The organism is Mesorhizobium kowhaii (assembly GCF_042431665.1).
Taxonomy (GTDB): Bacteria; Pseudomonadota; Alphaproteobacteria; order Rhizobiales; family Rhizobiaceae; genus Mesorhizobium; species Mesorhizobium kowhaii.
This window is the reverse complement of the sequence record NZ_JBHLYT010000176.1, coordinates 203,611-223,385: the sequence shown is the minus strand read 5'-3', so window position 1 is coordinate 223,385 and position 19,775 is coordinate 203,611. Positions and strand designations below refer to the sequence as shown.

The window sequence follows — 19,775 nt, the reverse complement described above, 5'->3', positions numbered from 1 at the left end:
AGAAGACAGGTAAAATGTCAGGCATGCGGCGAAATCATGGCAGTTCGTACGTGCTGCCACAATTTTAATCAGCAACGATGCCGGGCGGATGACCAGGGCCGAAATCGCCCTCTGCACAGTATAGCGCGAAACCAAGCGGCCTCGCGCGCGCCAAGGGCAACGAGATGCCAAGCCCCGCCGCCTGGGGCGGCGCACGCAGTGCGCATCAAGCCTTTGATTTTATGTGCTTCTCAGCGGCATGCCTTCGGCCGAGCCGAGGGCAAATGCCGGGCGCCATGGCGCCTTTCATCCTGTCGTGGTCCCGAAAAACCGCGCCCTCCCGGGCTTGAGCCCGAGAGCATGGTTTTGGGCAACATGCCTCAAGCCGGGATCCTGATGACGACGTCGGTGACTTCGCCATCCTTCAGTTCGACTGCCGAAACCTTGGTCTTTGCCCCATTCAGCTCCAGCGAAACCGCCTTGGCTTTTTTGTCGCGGATGACGCGAACCCTGAGTTCCGCCCCCAGCATCTTGAGGGTCGCCGAGTATCCGTCCCAATGACCGGGGAGTTTTGGCTTGAACTGAACACGCTTGCCGCGCCGTTCGATGCCGAGAATCCCTTCGACCGCCGCCCTGTAGAGCCAGCCGGCCGAGCCGGTGTACCAGGTCCAGCCGCCACGGCCGCCCTTGTCGTCTCCTGAATAGATGTCGGCCGCCACCACATAGGGCTCGACGCGATAGTGCTCGGCCGAGGCCTCGTCGGTCGCATGGTTGACCGGGTTCAGCATCGAGAAACAGCGATAGGCCTCGTCGGTCCGCCCCATCTCGGCAAGCGCGATGACGAACCACGTGGCGGCGTGGGTGTACTGGCCGCCATTTTCGCGAACACCGGGCGGATAGCTCTTGATGTAACCCGGCTCCTTGTCCGTCTTCGAGAAAGGCGGCGTGAACAGCTTGACGATCTTGAGCTTGTCGTCGACGAGCAGTTTGGTCGCCTGCTCCATCGCCGTCGTCGACCGTGCCGGATCGCCTTCTCCCGAAAGCACGCTCCAGGACTGGGCGATCGAGTCGATCTTGCACTCCTGCGAGGACCGCGATCCCAATGGCGTGCCGTCGTCGAAGCTGCCGCGCCGGTACCATTCGCCGTCCCATGCCGTGCTTTCAAGCGCACGCTTCAGCGCATCGGCATGCTTTGCCCAGGCTTGCGCGCGCTTGGCATCGCCTTCGGTCTTGGCAATTGCGGCGAAGTCGCCCAGCGTCTTCAGCAGGAACCAGCCGAGCCAGACGCTCTCGCCCTTGCCGTGCTCGCCGACGCGGTTCATGCCGTCGTTCCAGTCGCCGCCGAGGATCAGCGGCAGCCCGGCGGGACTGCTGCGTTTGATGGCAAGATCAAGCGCCCGCGCGCAATGGTCGTAGAGCGACGCCGTCCTCTTCGAAACTTCCGGGGTGAAGAAGGCATCGTGCTCGCCCTCGCCCAGCGCCTGCCCATCGATGAAGGGCAGTTGCTCTTTCAGGATGGTGGCATCGCCGGTGACCAGCAAATAGCGCGCCGTGGCGTGGGCCAACCAGACCACGTCGTCGGAGATCGTGGTGCGCACGCCGGCCCCGGTGCGCGGCAGCCACCAGTGCTGCACGTCGCCTTCGGGGAACTGCCGCCGCGCCGCGTTGAGGATCTGGTCGCGTGCCAGTTGCGGGTCATGCGCCAGCAATGCCAGCGTGTCCTGCAACTGGTCGCGGAAGCCGAACGCACCGCTTGCCTGGTAGAAGGCGGAGCGGGCGCGAATGCGGCAGGCCAGGCTCTGATATGGCAGCCAGTGGTTGACCATGGCGTCGAGCGCCTTGTCCGGCGTGTCGACCTGGATGGTGTCGAGGAAGCCGCGCCATTCGCGCTCATTGTCGGCAAGCCGCTGGTCGAAATCCCTAGCCCGATGCTCCTGCACCAGGGCGCTGGCCTCCTCGACGGACTCGGCATCGCCGAGCAGCCAGAGCAGCGTCACGTCGCCGCCGGCCGGGATCTCGATGTCGCGGGCGAGCGCGGCGCAAGGATCGTCTCCGGCCTCGACGCGACCCGACAACGCCGCGCCGCTCAGCACTGCCTGTGGAAGCTCGCTGGAGCCGTGCCGGCCGAGGAACTCCGAGCGGTCGGTGGTCACCGAATGGACGCCGCCGTCAGCCGCGAGAAAAGCCACCCGCTCGCTGAAATCGAGCCCATAGGGGTTTTGCGCCAGCAACGCCCCGGTGGCAGCGTCGCGGGACGGGACGATGGTTGCCGCCGTGCGCGACCGATGCCCGCCGAGCACCCATTCGGCATAGGCGTAGACCCGCAGCCGCGCCGGCACCGAGCCGGAATTCTGGATGCGCAGCCGCGAGATCTTCACCGGGTCGATCGGGTCGACGACATGGGTGAGGTCCATCGACAACGACCCGCGCTTCGAGCGGAAGGTCGAGAAACCCTGGCCGTGCCAGGCCTCGTAGGTCATCGAGGGATCGCGCACCATGGCGGCGAGCGGCGAGAACGCCTTGCCGCTGGCCTGATCGTAGATGTAGAGGCCCTCGCCCGGCCGGTTCGAGACCGGATCGTTCGACCATGGCGTCAGCTGGTAATCGCGGCTGTTGCGGCTCCAGGTGAAGGCGGCACCCTCGGCAGAGGTGTGGAAGCCGAACGAAGCGTTGGAGACGACGTTGATCCATGGCTGCGGCGTGGTGCGCCGGCCAGCCAGGCGCACCACATAGTGCCGCCCGTCGCCGTCGAAACCGCCAAAGCCATTCCATTGGCTGAGCCCGCTTCCATCGGCGCTGACATCCGCCACGGCCTGCGAGGCAAATGCATGCGCCATGGGCGCCAGCGACGGCAATTCGCGCGCACCCGGCAAGGCTGCCGGCTGCAGGGCGTCGCGCGCCTGCAGGGCGGCCGCCTCGGCCCGCTCGATCTGGTCGAAGATGGTGCCGTTGCGCGTGTGCAGGACGACGCGGGCGACAGCGAGCAGCGTCTTGTAGGTGGTCTCGTCCATCAGGTCGCGGCGCACCGCGAAAATGTGCTGGCGAGGTCCGAGTTCCTTGCCGCGCAGGCGGCTGTTTTCGCACAGCGTCTCGACCGCCCGCTGCAGGTCCTGGACATAGGAGGACGCCTGCTCGTTGACGACGACGAAGTCGATCATCATGCCGCGGGTGCGCATGTATTCCTGGAAACGCAGCGCCTGGGCGACGATTTCGAGATCGGCGACGTCGCCGATCCTGACCAGGAAGATCGGGAAATCGCCCGAAATGCTGGTCGGCCACAGGCTCGACTGCTTGCCCAGCCCCGAGGCGATGGATTCGGCCGGAAGCCGCAGAAACGGATCCGGATAGATCAGATAGCGCGCCAGCTTCTGCACATTGGCGGCATCGGTCAGGCTGAGGCCCATATGGCGGGTCTGCACCTGGCTGCGCGTCCAGGCGAGCATGGCCTGGCGGGCAAAACTCTCCGGATGGTCGAGCCGGGCAATGGCCTCTTCCAGCTCGGCGCGGCTGGCGCCGACGACGGTCCAGAAGGTCAGCGATATCTTCTTGTTGGCGGGCACGCGCACCTGGCGGCGCAGCGCGGCGACGGGATCGAGCGTGAAGCCCGAATGGCCGCCGAGCCTGGCGCCGGGATCGAAGGCGCCCGCGTCGACGATGGTGCGGCCACGGCCGATGAAGGCGCGCCGGTCGGTCTCGGCTTCGGCATCGCGCGCCGATCCGGACGGATCGGTGACGAAATGCACCATGGCGATATCGGGCTCGCTGGTCTCCCGCTTGCGCCGCGTGGCGAAGATCTGCGCGTTGTTCGATGCGATTTCGGTTTCGACGAACATCTTCGAGAAGGCCGGATGGGCGTTGTCCGACGCCTCCAGGCCGAGCACCAGTTCGGCAAAGGAGGTCACTTCGATGTAACGGTCGGACGGCCCGTCATTGTAGAGCGTGACCCGACGACCCTCGCCGTTGCCTTCCGAGATGACGATGCATTCGACCTCGGAGCGCAACGTGCCCACCGATTTGACGAAGCTCGCCTTGTCGTCGGAGAACAAGGTCTGCGCCTTTTCCTCGGTCGCGCGCTTCGGCTCAGCCGTCGCCGACCACCAGTCGCCGGTGCCGGCGTCGCGCAGGAAGATGTAGGAGCCGAGCCGGTCCTCGGTCGGATCCGGCTGCCAGCGGGTGACGGAGAGATCGCCCCAGCGGCTGTAGCCCGAGCCGGTCGCGGTGACCATCACCGAATAGCGGCCATTCGACATCACACTGGTCGAACGCAGCGACCGCAACGGATCGAGGACGATGCGGGTGTCGGGGCTCTCGACTTCGGTCTCGTCCTTGGAGCGTTCGTCGGCCTCGGTCCTGACTGTCGCGGTCGGGATGTCGCGTGGCGCCCTCTCCTGCAGCAGCAATTCGGCCGATTCGATGACCGGATCACTGTGGAAGCGGTCGCGCATGCGGCCTTCGAAGATGGCGTCGGCGACCGCCACGATCGACATGCCTGAATGGTGGGCCATGTAGTTCTGCACGACCACATGATCGGTACCTTCCGGTACGCGCTGCGGCGTGAAGTCGACTGCGTCGTAGTAACCGTGGCGGCCAAGTGCGCCGATCTCCCGCAGCCGGGCGAGATTCTGCACGGCTTCGCGCGGGTTGAACTGTGCCGCGAGCACTGTGGCGTAGGGCGCGATCACCGTGTTCTGGCCAAGGCCGCGCTTCAGGCCGAGCCCAGGCACGCCGAAATTGGTGTACTGGTAGGTCAGTTCACGGTCGCGGGCGTTGTAGGCCGCTTCCGAAATGCCCCACGGCACGTTCTTCTGGCGGCCATACTGGATCTGGCGCTTGATGATCAGCTTGCTGGTCTGGTTGAGAATGCTGCCTTGCGGCTCCTTCATCACCAGCGGCGGCATCAGATATTCGAACATCGAGCCGGACCAGGACATCAGCGCGCCCTTGAAACCGATCTCGACGATCGGCCGGCCAAGCCGGAACCAGTGCTCGGTGGGCAGGTCGCCCTTGGCGATGGCGAACAGGCTGGTCAGCCGCGCCTCGGAAGCCATAAGGTCGTAGCAGCTTTCGTCGAGCTGATGTTCCTCGACCCGGTAGCCGATCGACAACAGCTTGCGTTCGGGCCGCATCAGGAAGGAGAAATCCATCTCGAAGGCGAAACGGCGCGTGCGCTCGCGCAAGGTGAGCAGCTTGGCGCGCAGCGCCTCGACGGCATTGTCGTCGCTGTGCGCGTCGTGGACATGCGCCTCGCAGGTGGCCTCGAGCCTGGCCGCCCAGTCGACGATGACGTCGCTCTGGGCCGACGCCGCCTCGGTGTGGATGGCGGTGGCGAGCTTGCGGATCTCGCCGGCCAGCACGGCCAGATTGATGGTGCGGATCGAGGCCATTTCCGGCTGCGCCTTGATGGTGTCGACCGCGCGCCGCATGCCGTCGAGACGATCGGCGAGGCGCTGGCGCAACGGCCGCAGCTGGCGACGGTCGTCGGGCAGTTCATCAAGGCTCTCGCTGAGGATGGTCACCGTGTCGAGAATGCCTTCGAAATCGCCCTGGAGATGGACGGAGGGCGCTTCCGCCCATTCGGCGCAAGCCGCCGCCACCGCCACCAGATGGCCGGCAAGATTGCCGCTGTCGACAGCCGAGATGTAAAGCGGATAGAGCGGCTTCAGCGTCGTCGTGTCATACCAGTTGAAGAGGTGGCCGCGGTCGCGCGGCATGCCTTCGATCGTCGTCATGGTGGCGTCGATGCGGGTGATGGCGTCGGACAGGCTGATCCAGCCGAAGTCACGGGCAGAGACGACAGACAGCAGATAGACGCCGATATTGGTTGGCGAGGTGCGCGGCGCCACCACGGGCGCCGGGCTTTCCTGGAAATTGTCCGGCGGCAGATTATGATGCTCGGTCGTCACGAAGCTTTCGAAATAATGCCATGTGCGCCGCGCCACCGTGCGCAGCGCATGAATGTCGGCGGCCGAGATGTGCAGCCGATCCTCGGTTTCAGCCGAACGGCTGATCCAGGCGGCGATGGCTGGAGAAGCGATCCAGAACAGGGCGAAGAAGAAGGCGACGAAAGCGCCGGTGGAATCGGCCAGCACCGGTATGGCGAGGCCGACGAAGCCGATGATCACGGCGCCATACATCATGCCGTAATAGGAGCCGAGATCGTTGTCGCCGCTCTTGTGCGCCTGCGAGGCGGTGCGCCATTCCAGCAGGTTCTGGCGGCTGACGAACAGCCGGTAGAGCGTGCGGATGATGGCATCGCCCATCATCCAGGCGTTATGCGCCATCAGCACGATCTTGAGCGCCACCATGGCGGTGCCAAAGGCGGCGTCGCGCGCCAGGGCCGAGAAATGGCCGCGCGGCGTCTGGTCGCCGCTCTTGGGCAGGATGGCGTTGACGACGTCGAATGTCGGCGCCATGAACAGGCTGAGGATCAGCAAGGCCTGCCATTGCGCGGCCTGCGTGAAGGGCAGCAGTGTCCAGCCGGCGATCGCCGCCATCACCCAGAAGATCGGCGTCAGCGAACGGCGCAGATTGTCGACCATCTTCCAGCGCGACAGGGCCGGCACGCCGGAGCGCGGATCGAGCATGAAGCCGAGAAGCTGCCAGTCGCCCCGCGCCCAGCGATGGTGGCGCGAGGCGTCGACCGAGTAGCGGGTCGGATAGTCCTCGACCAGTTCGACGTCGGTGACCAGCGCCGAGCGCGCCAGCGCGCCTTCCAGCAGGTCGTGGCTGAGGATGGTGTTTTCCTCGATGCGGCCCTGCAGCGCGGCCTCGAAAGCGTCGACGTGATAAAGGCCCTTGCCGGTGAAGGACCCGTCGCCGAAGACGTCCTGATAGAGATCGGACACGGCAAAGACATAGGGGTCGAGGCCGCGATTGGCCGAGAAGACCCGCTGGAAAAACGACGCATCGTCGCCGCTGGTCAGCGACGCGGTGATGCGCGGCTGCAGGATCGCGTAGCCGGCCGTGACAACGCGTTTGGCGGCATCGAAATGCGGGCGGTTGAGGGGATGGCAGAGCTTGCCGACCAGGGTCGCGACCGCGTCGCGGGTGGTGCGTGTATCGGCATCGAGCGTCATCACATGGACGACGTTTTCCGGCAGCGGCACGTCGAGCGGCAGGAATGTGGTGTCGCTGTCGCCGCGCAGCAGAAGGTCGAGCTCGTGCAGCTTGCCGCGCTTGCGCTCCCAGCCCATCCAGGATCCTTGCGCCGCATTGAAGAGCCGGCGCCTGTGCAGGATGTAGAAACGCGGCGCGCCTTCAGAGGGATAGCGGGCGTTGAGACGAGCGATCTCGGCGCGGGCGAATTCGAGGATTTCGGTATCCGCCGCATCGATCTCGGTCTTGCTGTCGGGCCAGTCCGACAGCAGCGCGAAATGGATTTCATCCGCCGTGTTGGCGAGATGATGCACCTCGATATTGCGGATGTTTTCCTCGACGTCGTCGCGTGAGCCGATCAGCGACGGCACCACCACCAGCGTGCGCGCCTCGGGCGGTACACCGTGCCTGTAATCATAGCCGACGAGGCGCGTCGGTTTCAGGAACAGCGATACGACGGTGTTGAAGAAGGCGAGCGCGCCCTCGCTGGCCGGTACGGCAAACAGCGCCAGCATCAAGACGATCGACGGCACTGACAGGCCGAGATTGGCGAGCGCGTTGCCGGAGAGGACGAGAAGCAGAGCCGTCAGCGCAAACACCGGTACGACGATGCCAAGCCATCCGGTCTTTCGGAAGGTGCGTTTGGCCGTCTGGCTGATGGTCGGCCGGTAGCCGATCGCCTTCTCCAGTTCCAGCCGGCGCGGACCGACGAGAAAGAAACCGACATCGGTGTGGGCGGATGCAACTGGCGCGGCATCGACTTCACCGTCGCCTGGCATGGTCTCGCTGGCGGCGTGACCGGCCAGTTCGATGGCCTTCTCGGCGACGCGATATTCCGAAAGGTCGGAGCGGCGCGCCAGTTCCTCGATCGCGGTCCGGTACTGGTCACGCGAGAAGAAGTCGAGCGCGGCGAAATCGGTGCGTTCGCGCAGCACGGTGTCGATGCGGCTGACGCCTTCGAACCAGACCGTCCAGTCGACGTCGTTGATGAGGCGCAGCCCGCGGATGATGTTTCCGGTCGTCACATTGCCGCTGGACAGCGTGTGATGTTCGGAAATGATGATTTCCTCGGCGTCGGAGCCGGTCTTTTCGAGCTCGCCTTCGAGCCATTCCAAGGCCTTGCCGGCATTCTGCGATCCATCGCGCAAGCGGTAGAGCAGCTGGGTGGCGAAGGTGGTGTCCTGCGCATGAGCGCTGAATTTGGACAGGATCGCCTGCCGGTCAGGGCTGTCGTCGGTCGCCAGAACCTTGTCGGCGACATCGTTGGCGATCTGGCGCATCTGCCGGGTACGGTTGACCCTGACCGCCAGCCGGCGGAGATTTTCGATCAGAACGAAGCGCAACAGCGACGGCAGCGCCCAGAGTTCGCCGATCTTCAGCGGCTCGAGCGACTGGAAGCCCTGGACGATGGACTTGAACATCGTCGCCGAGACGGAACTGTCCGAATGCGCCACATAGGTCCATGCCAGCGCTAGCGCGCGCGGCACGCTGCCGCCATCGGGCAGTTTCAGGCTGGGCAGTTGGCGGTAGAAGCGGCGCGGCAGATCGCGCTTGACCTGGAAAATGGTTTCTTCGACCAGATAATTGTTGTCGAGCAGCCACTGCGCCGCCGGCGTGATCGTCTCGCCCCGCGCCTGCGCGGCATTGGTCGAGCGGTAGACTTCCAAAATCTTCTTGGCGCTATCGCGGATACGGGCCTGAAAGTCGAAGGGCGTCAGGCCGAACAGATCGGTGAGGTCGCCTTTTGCAAGGCTTTCGCCAAGCAGGCGAAGACGCTCTTCGGGCAGGAAATTGGAACGGATCGGCTCTTCCGTGATGGCCGGGAAGCTCGCGCTCGACTTCTCTATTTGGGCAGGGGTCGTCTGAATATTCATTGAAAATTCCGTATGCGGACACTGAGCGGCGTCACCGCCACGGCAATGGCCCTAAAACCGATTCAAATGCAATTGGTTGCATAATCCCACTTGCTGAAAGTTTATTTCCGCACCACGACAGGGCGTCATCTCTCAGCAAAATTCCAAGACGAGCGCCCCTCTTCCCGCCAGGTCCGATCGACGGGGAGGATTCAGGCTTTTTCGTGATGCTACCAGCAGCTTACGCTATATTTCGCCGGCACCGCGATCATGTTTGGAAACAAGCGTTAATCGTTGCCGGAGGCATTCCGGATCCGGATGACGAACAGCGTCGTCTCCTGGGTGGGCTCGACACGAATGTCAGCGATGTTCGGACCGTCCAGCAACGCGTCCAGCGGCCCGAGGCGAACCGGCTCGGCAGCAAACACAAGAACCTCACCGCTCAGGCACAGGACGAGAGTGGTTCCCATCTCGGCCCGGATCGCCACCGGAGCGGAAATCACGAGCTGTTCGACCGAATGCATCATCCGGCCGCGGCGGGTCATGACATTGAGATCGGTGATCGGCCCGCCAATCAGCGCGGCCGCTGTCGCCACGTCCGCCGGGAATGAAAAAGGGACGGTCGCCGGCGTTATAGTGGCCTGCCGCCGGCCGGCAATATCGAGGACGACGCCCTCGCCTTCGAGCACCGCAAGCGTGCGGTCGATCCCGGCAAATTGCGAGAACGGCCCGCCGCCTTCGACGCGCGCCATCGAGACGCGCCAGTCGAAGTCATCGAGCCCGGCGTCGGCAGGCGAGACGGCGACCTCGGTCGTCACCCCGCTGCCGTTCTTCCACGGCATGGACTTGTATTCGGCTGCCCGCAGGACGCGCATCGGTCAGTCCATCACCCGAGAATGCCGGGCAGGTTGAGCTGATGCTCCTTTGCGCACTCGATGGCGATGTCGTAGCCGGCATCGGCGTGGCGCATGACGCCGGTCGCCGGGTCGTTCCACAAGACCCGCTCGAGGCGCCTGGCCGCTTCGCGTGTGCCGTCGGCGACGATGACCATGCCGGCATGCTGCGAGAATCCCATGCCGACACCGCCGCCATGGTGCAGCGACACCCAGGTGGCGCCCGAAGCCGTGTTGAGCAGTGCGTTGAGCAGCGGCCAGTCGGACACGGCGTCCGAGCCGTCCTTCATCGATTCCGTCTCGCGGTTCGGCGAGGCGACCGAGCCGGAATCGAGGTGATCGCGGCCGATGACGACAGGCGCCTTGAGCTCGCCCTTGGCCACCATTTCGTTGAAGGCGAGGCCAAGCCTGTGCCGATCGCCGAGGCCGACCCAGCAGATGCGCGCCGGCAGGCCCTGGAAGGCGATGCGCTCACGCGCCATGTCGAGCCAGTTGTGCAGATGGGTGTTGCCGGGCGTCAGTTCGCGCACCTTGGCGTCGGTCTTGTAGATATCCTCGGGATCGCCCGACAGGGCTGCCCAGCGGAACGGGCCGATGCCGCGGCAAAACAGCGGGCGGATATAGGCCGGCACGAAGCCGGGGAAGGCAAAGGCGTTCTCGAACCCCTCCTCCTTGGCCACCTGGCGGATGTTGTTGCCGTAGTCGAGCGTCGGCACGCCAGCGTTCCAGAACGCCACCATCGCCTCGACATGTTCGCGCATCGAGGCGCGGGCGGCTTTTTCAACTGCCTTCGGGTCGCTGACGCGCTTCTCACGCCACTCGGCCATCGTCCAGCCCTTGGGCAGATAGCCGTTGATGGGGTCGTGGGCCGAGGTCTGGTCGGTGACCATATCGGGGCGAATACCGCGCCTGAACATTTCCGGAACGATCTCGGCCGTATTGCCGAGCAGGCCTACCGACTTCGCCTCGCCTGCCTTGGTCCAGCGCTCGATCTTCTCCAGCGCCTCGTCGAGCGTGTCGGCGCGCTCGTCGACATAACGGGTGCGCAGCCTAAAATCGATGCGGTCGGGGTCGCACTCGATGGCCAGGCAGCAGGCGCCGGCCATGACAGCGGCCAGAGGCTGGGCGCCGCCCATGCCGCCGAGACCTCCGGTCAGGATCCACTTGCCCTTGAGATTGCCGCCATAATGCTGGCGGCCGGCCTCGACGAAGGTCTCGTAGGTGCCCTGCACGATGCCTTGCGTGCCGATGTAGATCCACGAGCCGGCCGTCATCTGGCCGTACATCATCAGGCCCTTCTTATCGAGCTCATTGAACTTTTCCCACGTCGCCCAGTGCGGCACCAGGTTGGAGTTGGCGATCAGCACGCGGGGCGCGTCAGAATGGGTGCGGAAGACGCCGACCGGCTTGCCCGACTGCACCAGCAAAGTCTCGTCATCGGCGAGCGTCCTCAACGAGGCGACGATGCGGTCAAAGTCGTTCCAGGTGCGCGCCGCCCGGCCGATGCCGCCATAAACAACCAGCTCGTTGGGGTTTTCGGCGACGTCCGGGTCGAGATTGTTCATCAGCATGCGCAGCGGCGCTTCCGTCAACCAGGAGCGGGCGCTGATTTCCGTGCCGCGCGGGCTGCGGACTTCGCGGATGTTGTGGCGGGGATTGTTCATGTCGTCACTCCAGAAAAGGATCGAATGTCAGACGCGCGCCCAAGATGTTGCGCTCTCAAGGATTTTCCGCAGCGTGGCGCGGATCGGTGCTGCAAACTCAGCATCGTAGGGAACCGGCCAATTATCGGGCGTGCCCTTTCCCTCGGGTTCACGCATGTAGCCGCGGTTGGAGAGTTCCATCTGCAGCGCATGGACACCCTGTTGCGGCTGGCCGAAATGACGCGTGATCCAGCCACCCTTGAAGCGGCCGTTGACGACAAAGGTCTCGCTGGTTTCGGCCATGATCTGGCCGACCATCGCCTGCAAGGCCGGATCGGCGCTCTTGCCGTCGTTGGTGCCGAGATTGAACACCGGCAGCGTGCCTTCGAACAGACGCGGCAGGACCGAGCGGATCGAGTGGCAATCATAGATGACGATCTTTTCGTGCAGCCCACGCAAGCGGCCGATCTCGGCCTGCAAGGCGGCATGATACGGCGTGAAGAATTTCTCACGGCGTTCGTCGATCTCCGACGGTCCTGGCTCTTCGCCTTCGCGGTAGAGCGGATCGCCATCGAAGGTTTCGGTCGGGCACAGGCCAGTGGTTGCCTGGCCGGGATAAAGCGACGCTCCGGACGGATCACGGTTGACGTCGATGACGGTGCGCGAAATCGCCGTATGAACGACGGTCGCGCCAAGATCGCCAGCGAAGTCATACAGCTTGTCGATCCACCAGTCGCAGTCGCGGCGACCGAGCCAGGGCGACACCAGCCGGTTGTCGAGGCCGGCGAGGTCGATGCCGGTATGCGGGATCGACACCAGCAGCGGAGCTGTGCCGGGCGTGACGGTGAGCCAGGAGGGTGCGGTCATCATGCAGTTCCCGAAATCGACGGCAGCGCCACTGCGCTCGCTGCCTTGATGGTCGCACCACTGCGCACCATGGCGATGGCTTTTTCCATATCAGGATGGAAATGGCGGTCATTGTCGAGATGCGGCACCTCGGCCCGGACCAGCTTACGCACCGCTTCCAGGGCAGCGCTCGACGCCAGCGGCGTATGGAAATCGCAGCCTTGCGCGGCGGCCAGCAATTCGATGCCGATCACCGCCGTCGCATTCTCGACCATGCCGATCAGCCGGCGCGCGCCATGCGCCGCCATCGAAACATGGTCTTCCTGGTTGGCCGAGGTCGGGATGGAATCGACGCTGGCCGGATAGGCTTTCTGCTTGTTCTCGGAAACGAGGGCCGCCGCCGTCACCTGCGGGATCATGAAACCGGAATTCAAGCCGGGCTTCGGCGTGAGAAATGCCGGCATGCCGGACAGCGCGGGATCGACCAGCATGGCGATGCGGCGTTCAGACAGCGAGCCGATCTCGCAGACCGCGAGCGCAATCATGTCGGCGGCGAAGGCGACCGGCTCGGCGTGAAAATTGCCGCCGGAAAGTGCGGTATCGTCCTCGGCGAAAATCAGCGGATTGTCGGTGACGCCATTGGCCTCGGTGCCGAGCGTGTCCGCCGCCTGGCGCAGAACGGTGAGTGCCGCGCCCATGACCTGCGGCTGACAGCGCAGGCAATAGGGATCCTGCACGCGCTCGTCGCCAACCCGATGCGATTCGCGAATGGCGCTGCCGGCCATCAGATTGCGCAGCGCGTCCGCCGTCTCGATCTGGCCGCGATGCTTTCTCAGCGCATGGATGCGCGGATCGAAGGGAGCGTCGGAGCCCTTTGCCGCGTCGGTCGACAAGGCGCCGGCGACCAGCGCCGACTGGTAGAGCACTTCTGCCTCGAACAAGGCTGCGAGCGCATAGGCCGTCGAAAACTGCGTGCCATTGAGCAGTGCCAGACCTTCCTTGGCGCCGAGCGTCACTGGCTCCAGCCCGTGCGAGACAAAGGCGACCTTGGCCGGGAAGCGGCCGTGCGGGGTGAAGCATTCGCCGACGCCGATCATCACCGCCGTCATATGCGACAGCGGGGCAAGGTCGCCGGAGGCGCCGACCGAGCCTTGCGCCGGCACCACCGGGATGACGTCGTTGGCCAGCATCGCTTCGAGCAACTCGATGGTCTGCGGCCGCACGCCGGAGGCGCCCTGCGCCAGGCTGGCCAGCTTCAGCGCCATCATCAGCCTGCAAACAGCGACCGGCATCGGCTCGCCGACGCCGGCGGCATGCGACAGCACGATGTTGCGCTGCAAGGTCTCGAGGTCCCCGGCGGGGATGCGGACGCTGGCGAGTTTGCCGAAGCCGGTGTTGATGCCATAGACCGGCTCGCCCTTGGCGACGATCCTTGCGACGGCCTCGGCGCTCGCCTTGATTTTTGGCCGGCAGGCGTCGTCAAGCTTGGGCACGGCGCCACGGTAGATGGCGCGCCAGTCGGCCAGCGTCGCATTGCCGGGCTTCAGGGTCAGTTCGGTCATTGTCCTCTCCAGATGCGGGCATGCAGCGGGTTGAAGCCCATGCGGTAGACGAGTTCGGCGGGGCGCTCGATGTTCCAGATCGCCAGATCGGCGGATTTGCCGGTTTCCAACGTGCCGGTCTCTGCCAGCAGGCCGAGCGCGCGAGCGGCTTCGCGGGTAACGCCGGCCAGGCATTCGTCGACAGTCAGGCCGAACAAGGTCGCGGCCATATTCATGGTTAAAAGCAGCGAGGTCAGCGGCGAGGTGCCGGGATTGTTGTCGGTGGCGACAGCCATTTTGACGCCGTGCTGGCGAAACAGGCCGACCGGTGGCTTCTTGGTTTCACGAATGAAGTAGTAGGCGCCGGGCAGGATCGTCGCCACGGTTCCGGCCTTCGCCATTGCCGCAGCGCCCGCCTCATCGGTGTATTCGAGATGATCGGCCGACAGCGCACCATAGCGCGCGGCAAGTTCGGCGCCATGCAAATTGGACAGCTGGTCGGCATGGAGCTTGACCGGCAAGCCTGCCGCCTTGGCGGCATCGAAGACGCGCGTCATCTGCTCCGGCGAAAAGGCGATGCCCTCGCAAAACCCGTCGACGGCATCGGCCAGCCCCTCGGCGGCAACCGCCGGAAGAATTTCTTTTGCGACCAGATCGATAAAGGCGTCCTTGTCGCCCTTGGCTTCCGGCGGCAGTGCGTGGGCGCCGAGGAAGCTTGTGCGGATCGTCACCGGCCGCTCACCGCCCAGCCGCCGTGCGGCACGCAGCGACTTCTTTTCGTTTTCCAGATCGAGCCCATAACCCGACTTGATCTCGACGGTGGTGACGCCCTCGGCGATCAGTGCATCGAGACGCGGCAGCGATTGCGCGACCAGATCGTCTTCGCTGGCGGCACGCAAGGATTTGACCGAGGAGACAATGCCGCCGCCGGCCCTGGCGACCTCTTCATAGGTGGCGCCGGCCAGCCGCATCTCGAACTCGTTGGCGCGGTTGCCGGCATGGACCAGATGGGTATGGCAGTCGATCAGGCCGGGCGTGATCCAGCGCCCCTCGCAATCGATCGTCTCGGCGCCTTGGGCAAGCGTTGCGGGCATCCCCGATTCGGGACCGGCGTAGACAATGCGGCCGACATGCGCGGCGACGGCGCCGTGTGCGACGACGCCAAGTCCGGCAGAACCCTCGGCCATGGTCGCCAGACGCGCATTGCGCCATAGACGAAGACCCCCTGCCCAGCTTTTGCTCTCTGCAGCCATCATCTTTTCCGTTTCAATCGGTGGCGATTATGTATATACATATTGAAACGCACTGCAAGTGCCATCATCGCATACGAGACAGGGAACCGGAGAGAAAAGTGACTGATATCTTCGCGGAACAGGCGCTCCTTCCCAATGGCTGGCACAGCGACGTGCGGATCACCTTGGCCAATGGGCGCATAACGACCGTCGAGCCGGCAGCCACCGCCGTGGCCGGCGACGAACGCCACGCGATCCTGCTGCCCGGCATGCCCAATTTGCACAGCCATGCCTTCCAGCGCGGCATGGCCGGATTGGCCGAGCTTCGCGGCCCTTCCGCCGACAGTTTCTGGAGCTGGCGCGAGGTGATGTACCGCTTCGCCCTGTCGATGACGCCCGACCAGGTCGAGGCGGTTGCCGCGCAGCTCTATGTCGAGATGCTGGAGGCCGGTTTTTCGCGCGTTGGCGAATTTCACTATCTGCATCACGACCGCGACGGAAAACCCTATGCCAACCTTGCCGAGATGGCCGAACGCATCGCGGCCGCGGCCGGCAAAACGGGCATCGGCCTGACGCTGCTGCCGGTGTTCTACGCGCACTCGTCTTTCGGAGGCGCTGCGCCAAACGAAGGTCAACGGCGTTTCATCAACGATGTGAATCGGTTCTCCAGGCTTGTTGAGAAATGCCGCGAATCGGTTCGTGCGTTGAATCAGGCTGTCGTCGGCGTTGCTCCGCACAGTTTGCGCGCTGCGACACCTGAGGAATTGACCGAGGTGGCCGCCATGGCGCCGGATGGGCCAATCCATATCCACGTCGCCGAGCAGGTGAAGGAAGTCGAGGATTGCCTTGCCTGGTCGGGCGCGCGGCCGGTGGAATTCCTGCTGGCCAACGCGAAAGTAGACCAACGCTGGTGTCTGATCCACGCCACCCACATGACCGACGCGGAAACGGTCGGGATGGCCAGGAGTGGAGCGATCGCCGGCCTTTGTCCGATCACCGAGGCCAATCTCGGTGACGGCACTTTTGCAGCGCCGCTGTTCAGAGAGCATGGCGGCCGCTTCGGCGTCGGCTCCGATTCCAACGTGCTGATCGGCCTGCCCGACGAGTTGCGCCAGCTCGAATATTCGCAACGCCTCGCCCATCGCGCCCGCAATGTGCTGGCTGTGGCCGGCGGCTCGACCGGCCGTGCGCTGTTCGATGCCGCGCTCGACGGCGGCAGTGTCGCCCTTGGGGCAAGCGCCTCGCAAATCGCCGCCGGCGCATCCGCCGATCTCGTCTCCCTCGACGCCGGCAATCCCTCGCTGGCCGGCAAGACCGGTGACGCGATCCTCGATGCCTGGATCTTCGCCAATGGCAGCAAGGTCGACTGCGTCTGGGTGCATGGCAACAAACAGGTCAGCGGCGGCCGGCATGCAAGGCGCGAGGCCATCACCGAGCGGTTTCGCAGCGTGATGACGGCGCTTTCGGCATGAGCATGATCGAGACAGCGGATGCGGAAGGCGGCGTTTCGCTGCACCAGCGCATCCTGTCCGACATCAGCGAAAAAATCCTGTCCGGTGCCTGGGCGCCCGGCCATCGCATCCCGTTCGAGCACGAACTGAGCACGCAATACAATTGCTCGCGCATGACGGTGAACAAGGCGCTGTCGCAACTGGCCAAGGCGGGGCTGATCGAGCGCCGCCGCCGCTCCGGCAGCTTTGTCCGCCAACCGCAGTCGCAAGCGGCGGTGCTGGAGATCCATGACATCCGGGTCGAGGTCGAAGAACTCGGCCTGCCTTATCGCTACGAGCGCATGGCGCGGCACAAAAGGCGCAGCGACGCCGAGGATCGCGCCTTGCTGGAACTCGGTGCCGCCGGCCCGGTGCTGGCACTGGAATGCCGGCATTTCGCCGGCAAGCGGCCGTTCGCGCATGAGCAGCGGCTGATCAACCTAGCCGCCGTGCCTGAAGCGGCCGACGAGGAATTCCTGGCCATCGCACCCAGCCCGTGGCTGATCGGCCGCGTGCCGTGGAGCGAGGCCGAGCACCGCATCCGTGCGGTTGGCGCCGACAAGCAGATCGCCGCGGCGCTCGACATCGCGGCCGGCGCGCCTTGTCTGGTGGTCGAGCGTCGGACATGGAGCGCCGAGCATCCGGTCACCCATGTGCGCTTCACCTACGCGGCCGACAGCCACACGCTGGTGGCGCGATTCAGGCCGTCGCAGGGGTAGCACCACACCTTCTCCCCTTGTGGGAGAAGGTGGATCGGCGGTTTAGCGCCGAGACGGATGAGGGGTGCTGGAAGGAATGAAACATTAAAATATCGAACGATTTTAGATGTTTAATACTTCGACGTAGCGATCCTTCCAACACCCCTCATCCGGCCGAGCTTCGCTCGGCCACCTTCTCCCACAAGGGGAGAAGGTAAAGCGCCGCGCCTCAAATCGCCGCTGTAACAATAATCTCGACCAGATATTCCGGTCCGGCGAGCTTTGCCTCGCCGGTGGCGCGGGCTGGCGTGTTGCCTTGCGGCACCCACTTGTCCCATTCCGCGTTCATCTCGGCAAAGGTGCCCATGTCGGCCAGCCAGATGATCGCCTGCAGGATCTTGGTCTTGTCCGAACCAGCCTTGGCCAGCAGTTCGTCGATAGCCGCCAGGATATCCCTGGTCTGCGAGGCGACGTTGCCGCTCGGCTGACCAACCTGGCCGGCCAGATAGACGGTGTTGCCGTGGATGACGATCTGGCTCATGCGCGGGCCAACATCGATGCGACGAATGCTCATGGGAGGTTCCTTCCTTTGTGGTCGCGCTTCTTTAGAGTTGCGGCCGGCTCCGGGCAAGGTCGCCCGGTCGAATCCCCTTGGGCCAACCGCGTATGATGTCCAGACACGGCAAGTTGACCCGGCAGCCGCAATTCCGCCCGATTGGCTTGTTGACTAATGTAATAACATCACATATCCAATCGGCCGCTGCCAACAGCCGGATTTCGCTGCCCCCACGGATCGCAGAATGACAAATACCTGCCTGACCTTCCGCGACCTGACGCTTGGCTACGGCAGCCACCCGGCGATCCATCATCTTGACGGCACGATTCGCAAAGGCTCGCTGACTGCCGTGGTCGGCGCCAACGGCTCCGGCAAATCGACGCTGATGAAAGGCATTGTCGGCGTCCTGAAGCCGATGGCCGGCGAGGTGATCCGCGCGCCTGGCGTGCGTGCGGCCTATCTGCCGCAGCAATCGGAACTCGACCGCTCCTTTCCGGCGCGGGTGGTTGACCTGGTCTCGCTTGGCCTGTGGCCACGGCGCGGGCTGCTCGGCCGCCATACCAGGGAAGATCGCGATTCCGTCAGCCAGGCGCTGATGGCCGTCGGCCTCGGCGGCTTCGAAAAGCGGCCGATCGACACGCTGTCAGGCGGCCAGTTGCAGCGCACGCTGTTTGCCCGTGTCTTGCTGCAGGATGCCGACCTCATCCTGCTCGACGAGCCGTTCAACGCGGTCGACGCCAAGACGGTTGGCGACCTGATCGCACTGATCAAGCATTGGCATGGCGAGGAGCGCACCATCATGGTCGTCGTCCACGATCTGGATCTGGTGCGCCAGAATTTCCCCGAAACGCTGCTGCTTGCCCGCCAGCCGATTGCCTGGGGCGAGACCAGGGAAACGCTGAAGCCGGAGAACCTGTTGCGCGCCCGCCGCTTCCACGAAGCCTGGGAAGAGAATGCGCCCTGGTGCGAGCCAGACGAGCATACTCATGACCACGACCATCATGGCCATGCTCATGATCATGAGCATCACCACGGCGCCGGACCGAGGGCCGCCTGATGGACACGCTTTACGGTCTCTTCATCGCGCCCTTTGCCGATTTCGGTTTCATGCAGCGAGCGCTGATCGGTTCGCTGATGCTGTCGCTCGGCGCCTGCCCGGTTGGCGTCTTCCTGATGCTGCGGCGCATGAGCCTGTCCGGCGACGCCATGGCGCATGCCATCCTGCCAGGTGCCGCCGCCGGTTTCTTGTTCTACGGGCTGGAGATTTTGCCGATGACCATCGGCGGCCTGATCGCCGGCGTCATCGTGGCGCTCGGTGCCGGCGCCGTCTCCCGCTTCACCATCCAGCGCGAAGACGCCTCGATGGCGGCCTTCTATCTGATTTCGCTCGCCATCGGCGTGCTGATGGTGTCGATCCGCGGCTCCAGCGTCGATCTCATGCATGTGCTGTTCGGCACGGTGCTGGCGCTCAACGACGAAGCGCTGACGCTGATCGGCGGCATCGTGGCCGTGACTTTGGTCAGCCTCGCCATCTTCTGGCGGGCGCTGGTCGCCGAATGCCTCGATCCGCTGTTCCTGCGCTCGGTCAGCCGGCTCGGCAGCCCGGTGCATTTCATCTTCCTCGGCCTCGTCGTGCTCAATCTCGTCGGCGGCTTCCAGGCACTCGGCACACTTCTATCGGTCGGGCTGATGATGCTGCCGGCCGCCGCCGCCCGTTTCTGGACCGTGCGCGTCGAGCCGATGTGCGTGCTGGCGGTGCTGATCGGCTTTGCCTCCTGCATCGCCGGGCTGCTTATGTCCTATCACGCGTCGCTGCCGTCCGGCCCGGCCATCATCCTGTCGGCCGGCGTCGTCTATTTCGCCTCGATCCTGTTTGGCACGCGCGGCATTCTACGCGCCCGCATCATCCATCACCGTCACAGAACGGCCTGATCCCCAACCCGCCCCTA

Annotated in this window: 11 protein-coding genes; 4 read left to right on the top strand and 7 right to left on the bottom strand. The window is 64.6% G+C overall.

Going from position 1 to position 19,775, the window contains the following annotated elements; translation table 11 throughout:
- Window positions 1–359 precede the first annotated feature (359 nt).
- The 6 genes from ACFFNA_RS38070 to hutI all read right to left on the bottom strand — a co-directional run bounded on the left by ACFFNA_RS38070 (window position 360) and on the right by hutI (window position 15,103).
- Window positions 360–8,948, bottom strand: a complete 8,589-nt coding sequence (locus ACFFNA_RS38070) for a glycoside hydrolase family 94 protein (RefSeq protein ID WP_378925299.1) — start codon at window positions 8,946–8,948, stop codon at window positions 360–362.
- 266 nt (window positions 8,949–9,214) lie between these two features.
- Entirely contained in the window at window positions 9,215–9,802 is a 588-nt protein-coding gene (locus ACFFNA_RS38065) for a HutD/Ves family protein (RefSeq protein WP_378925297.1), read from the bottom strand.
- 11 nt (window positions 9,803–9,813) lie between these two features.
- The gene (gene hutU / locus ACFFNA_RS38060) at window positions 9,814–11,484 is read right to left on the bottom strand and encodes a urocanate hydratase (RefSeq protein WP_378925295.1); all 1,671 of its coding nucleotides are present in this window, start codon (window positions 11,482–11,484) and stop codon (window positions 9,814–9,816) included.
- Between the two features lie 27 nt (window positions 11,485–11,511).
- Window positions 11,512–12,330 carry an N-formylglutamate deformylase gene (hutG, locus tag ACFFNA_RS38055; protein ID WP_378925293.1) on the bottom strand — a complete coding sequence of 273 codons (819 nt, stop codon included), beginning with the start codon at window positions 12,328–12,330 and terminating at the stop codon, window positions 11,512–11,514.
- Window positions 12,330–13,871 carry a histidine ammonia-lyase gene (gene hutH / locus ACFFNA_RS38050; protein ID WP_378925291.1) on the bottom strand — a complete coding sequence of 514 codons (1,542 nt, stop codon included), beginning with the start codon at window positions 13,869–13,871 and terminating at the stop codon, window positions 12,330–12,332. Before hutH ends, hutG begins: the two co-directional genes overlap by 1 nt.
- Window positions 13,868–15,103 (bottom strand): imidazolonepropionase, encoded by a 1,236-nt coding sequence (gene hutI, locus ACFFNA_RS38045; protein WP_378925289.1) that lies wholly within the window; start codon window positions 15,101–15,103, stop codon window positions 13,868–13,870. Before hutI ends, hutH begins: the two co-directional genes overlap by 4 nt.
- 98 nt (window positions 15,104–15,201) lie before the next feature.
- On the opposite strand from hutI, the gene ACFFNA_RS38040 reads away from it, so the two are divergent.
- Both ACFFNA_RS38040 and hutC read left to right on the top strand, forming a co-directional pair.
- The gene (locus ACFFNA_RS38040; RefSeq protein WP_378925287.1) at window positions 15,202–16,554 is read left to right on the top strand and encodes a formimidoylglutamate deiminase; all 1,353 of its coding nucleotides are present in this window, start codon (window positions 15,202–15,204) and stop codon (window positions 16,552–16,554) included.
- Complete coding sequence (hutC, locus tag ACFFNA_RS38035; RefSeq protein WP_378925285.1) at window positions 16,551–17,291, top strand: histidine utilization transcriptional repressor HutC; 741 nt, start codon at window positions 16,551–16,553, stop codon at window positions 17,289–17,291. The genes ACFFNA_RS38040 and hutC overlap by 4 nt, the downstream gene beginning before the upstream one ends.
- Window positions 17,292–17,499: 208 nt before the next feature.
- On the opposite strand, the gene ACFFNA_RS38030 is transcribed toward hutC, so the two are convergent.
- Window positions 17,500–17,844, bottom strand: coding sequence for a RidA family protein (locus ACFFNA_RS38030; protein WP_111545828.1), 345 nt, complete (start codon window positions 17,842–17,844; stop codon window positions 17,500–17,502).
- 226 nt (window positions 17,845–18,070) lie between these two features.
- Between ACFFNA_RS38030 and aztA the strand changes: the two genes are divergently transcribed.
- Entirely contained in the window at window positions 18,071–18,883 is an 813-nt protein-coding gene (gene aztA, locus ACFFNA_RS38025; RefSeq protein ID WP_378925283.1) for a zinc ABC transporter ATP-binding protein AztA, read from the top strand.
- Entirely contained in the window at window positions 18,883–19,758 is an 876-nt protein-coding gene (gene aztB / locus ACFFNA_RS38020) for a zinc ABC transporter permease AztB (protein ID WP_111545830.1), read from the top strand. Before aztA ends, aztB begins: the two co-directional genes overlap by 1 nt.
- The last annotated feature ends 17 nt before the right edge of the window (window positions 19,759–19,775 follow it).

Excerpts from the sequence above, each read along its gene's own strand:
- aztB (WP_111545830.1), top strand. The coding sequence starts at position 18,883 with ATGGACACGCTTTACGGTCTCTTCATCGCGCCCTTTGCCGATTTCGGT.
- hutI (WP_378925289.1), bottom strand. The coding sequence starts at position 15,103 with ATGGCTGCAGAGAGCAAAAGCTGGGCAGGGGGTCTTCGTCTATGGCGC.
- ACFFNA_RS38030 (WP_111545828.1), bottom strand. The coding sequence starts at position 17,844 with ATGAGCATTCGTCGCATCGATGTTGGCCCGCGCATGAGCCAGATCGTC.
- hutG (WP_378925293.1), bottom strand. The coding sequence starts at position 12,330 with ATGACCGCACCCTCCTGGCTCACCGTCACGCCCGGCACAGCTCCGCTG.
- ACFFNA_RS38070 (WP_378925299.1), bottom strand. The coding sequence starts at position 8,948 with ATGAATATTCAGACGACCCCTGCCCAAATAGAGAAGTCGAGCGCGAGC.
- ACFFNA_RS38065 (WP_378925297.1), bottom strand. The coding sequence starts at position 9,802 with ATGCGCGTCCTGCGGGCAGCCGAATACAAGTCCATGCCGTGGAAGAAC.
- hutC (WP_378925285.1), top strand. The coding sequence starts at position 16,551 with ATGAGCATGATCGAGACAGCGGATGCGGAAGGCGGCGTTTCGCTGCAC.
- hutH (WP_378925291.1), bottom strand. The coding sequence starts at position 13,871 with ATGACCGAACTGACCCTGAAGCCCGGCAATGCGACGCTGGCCGACTGG.
- hutU (WP_378925295.1), bottom strand. The coding sequence starts at position 11,484 with ATGAACAATCCCCGCCACAACATCCGCGAAGTCCGCAGCCCGCGCGGC.
- aztA (WP_378925283.1), top strand. The coding sequence starts at position 18,071 with ATGACAAATACCTGCCTGACCTTCCGCGACCTGACGCTTGGCTACGGC.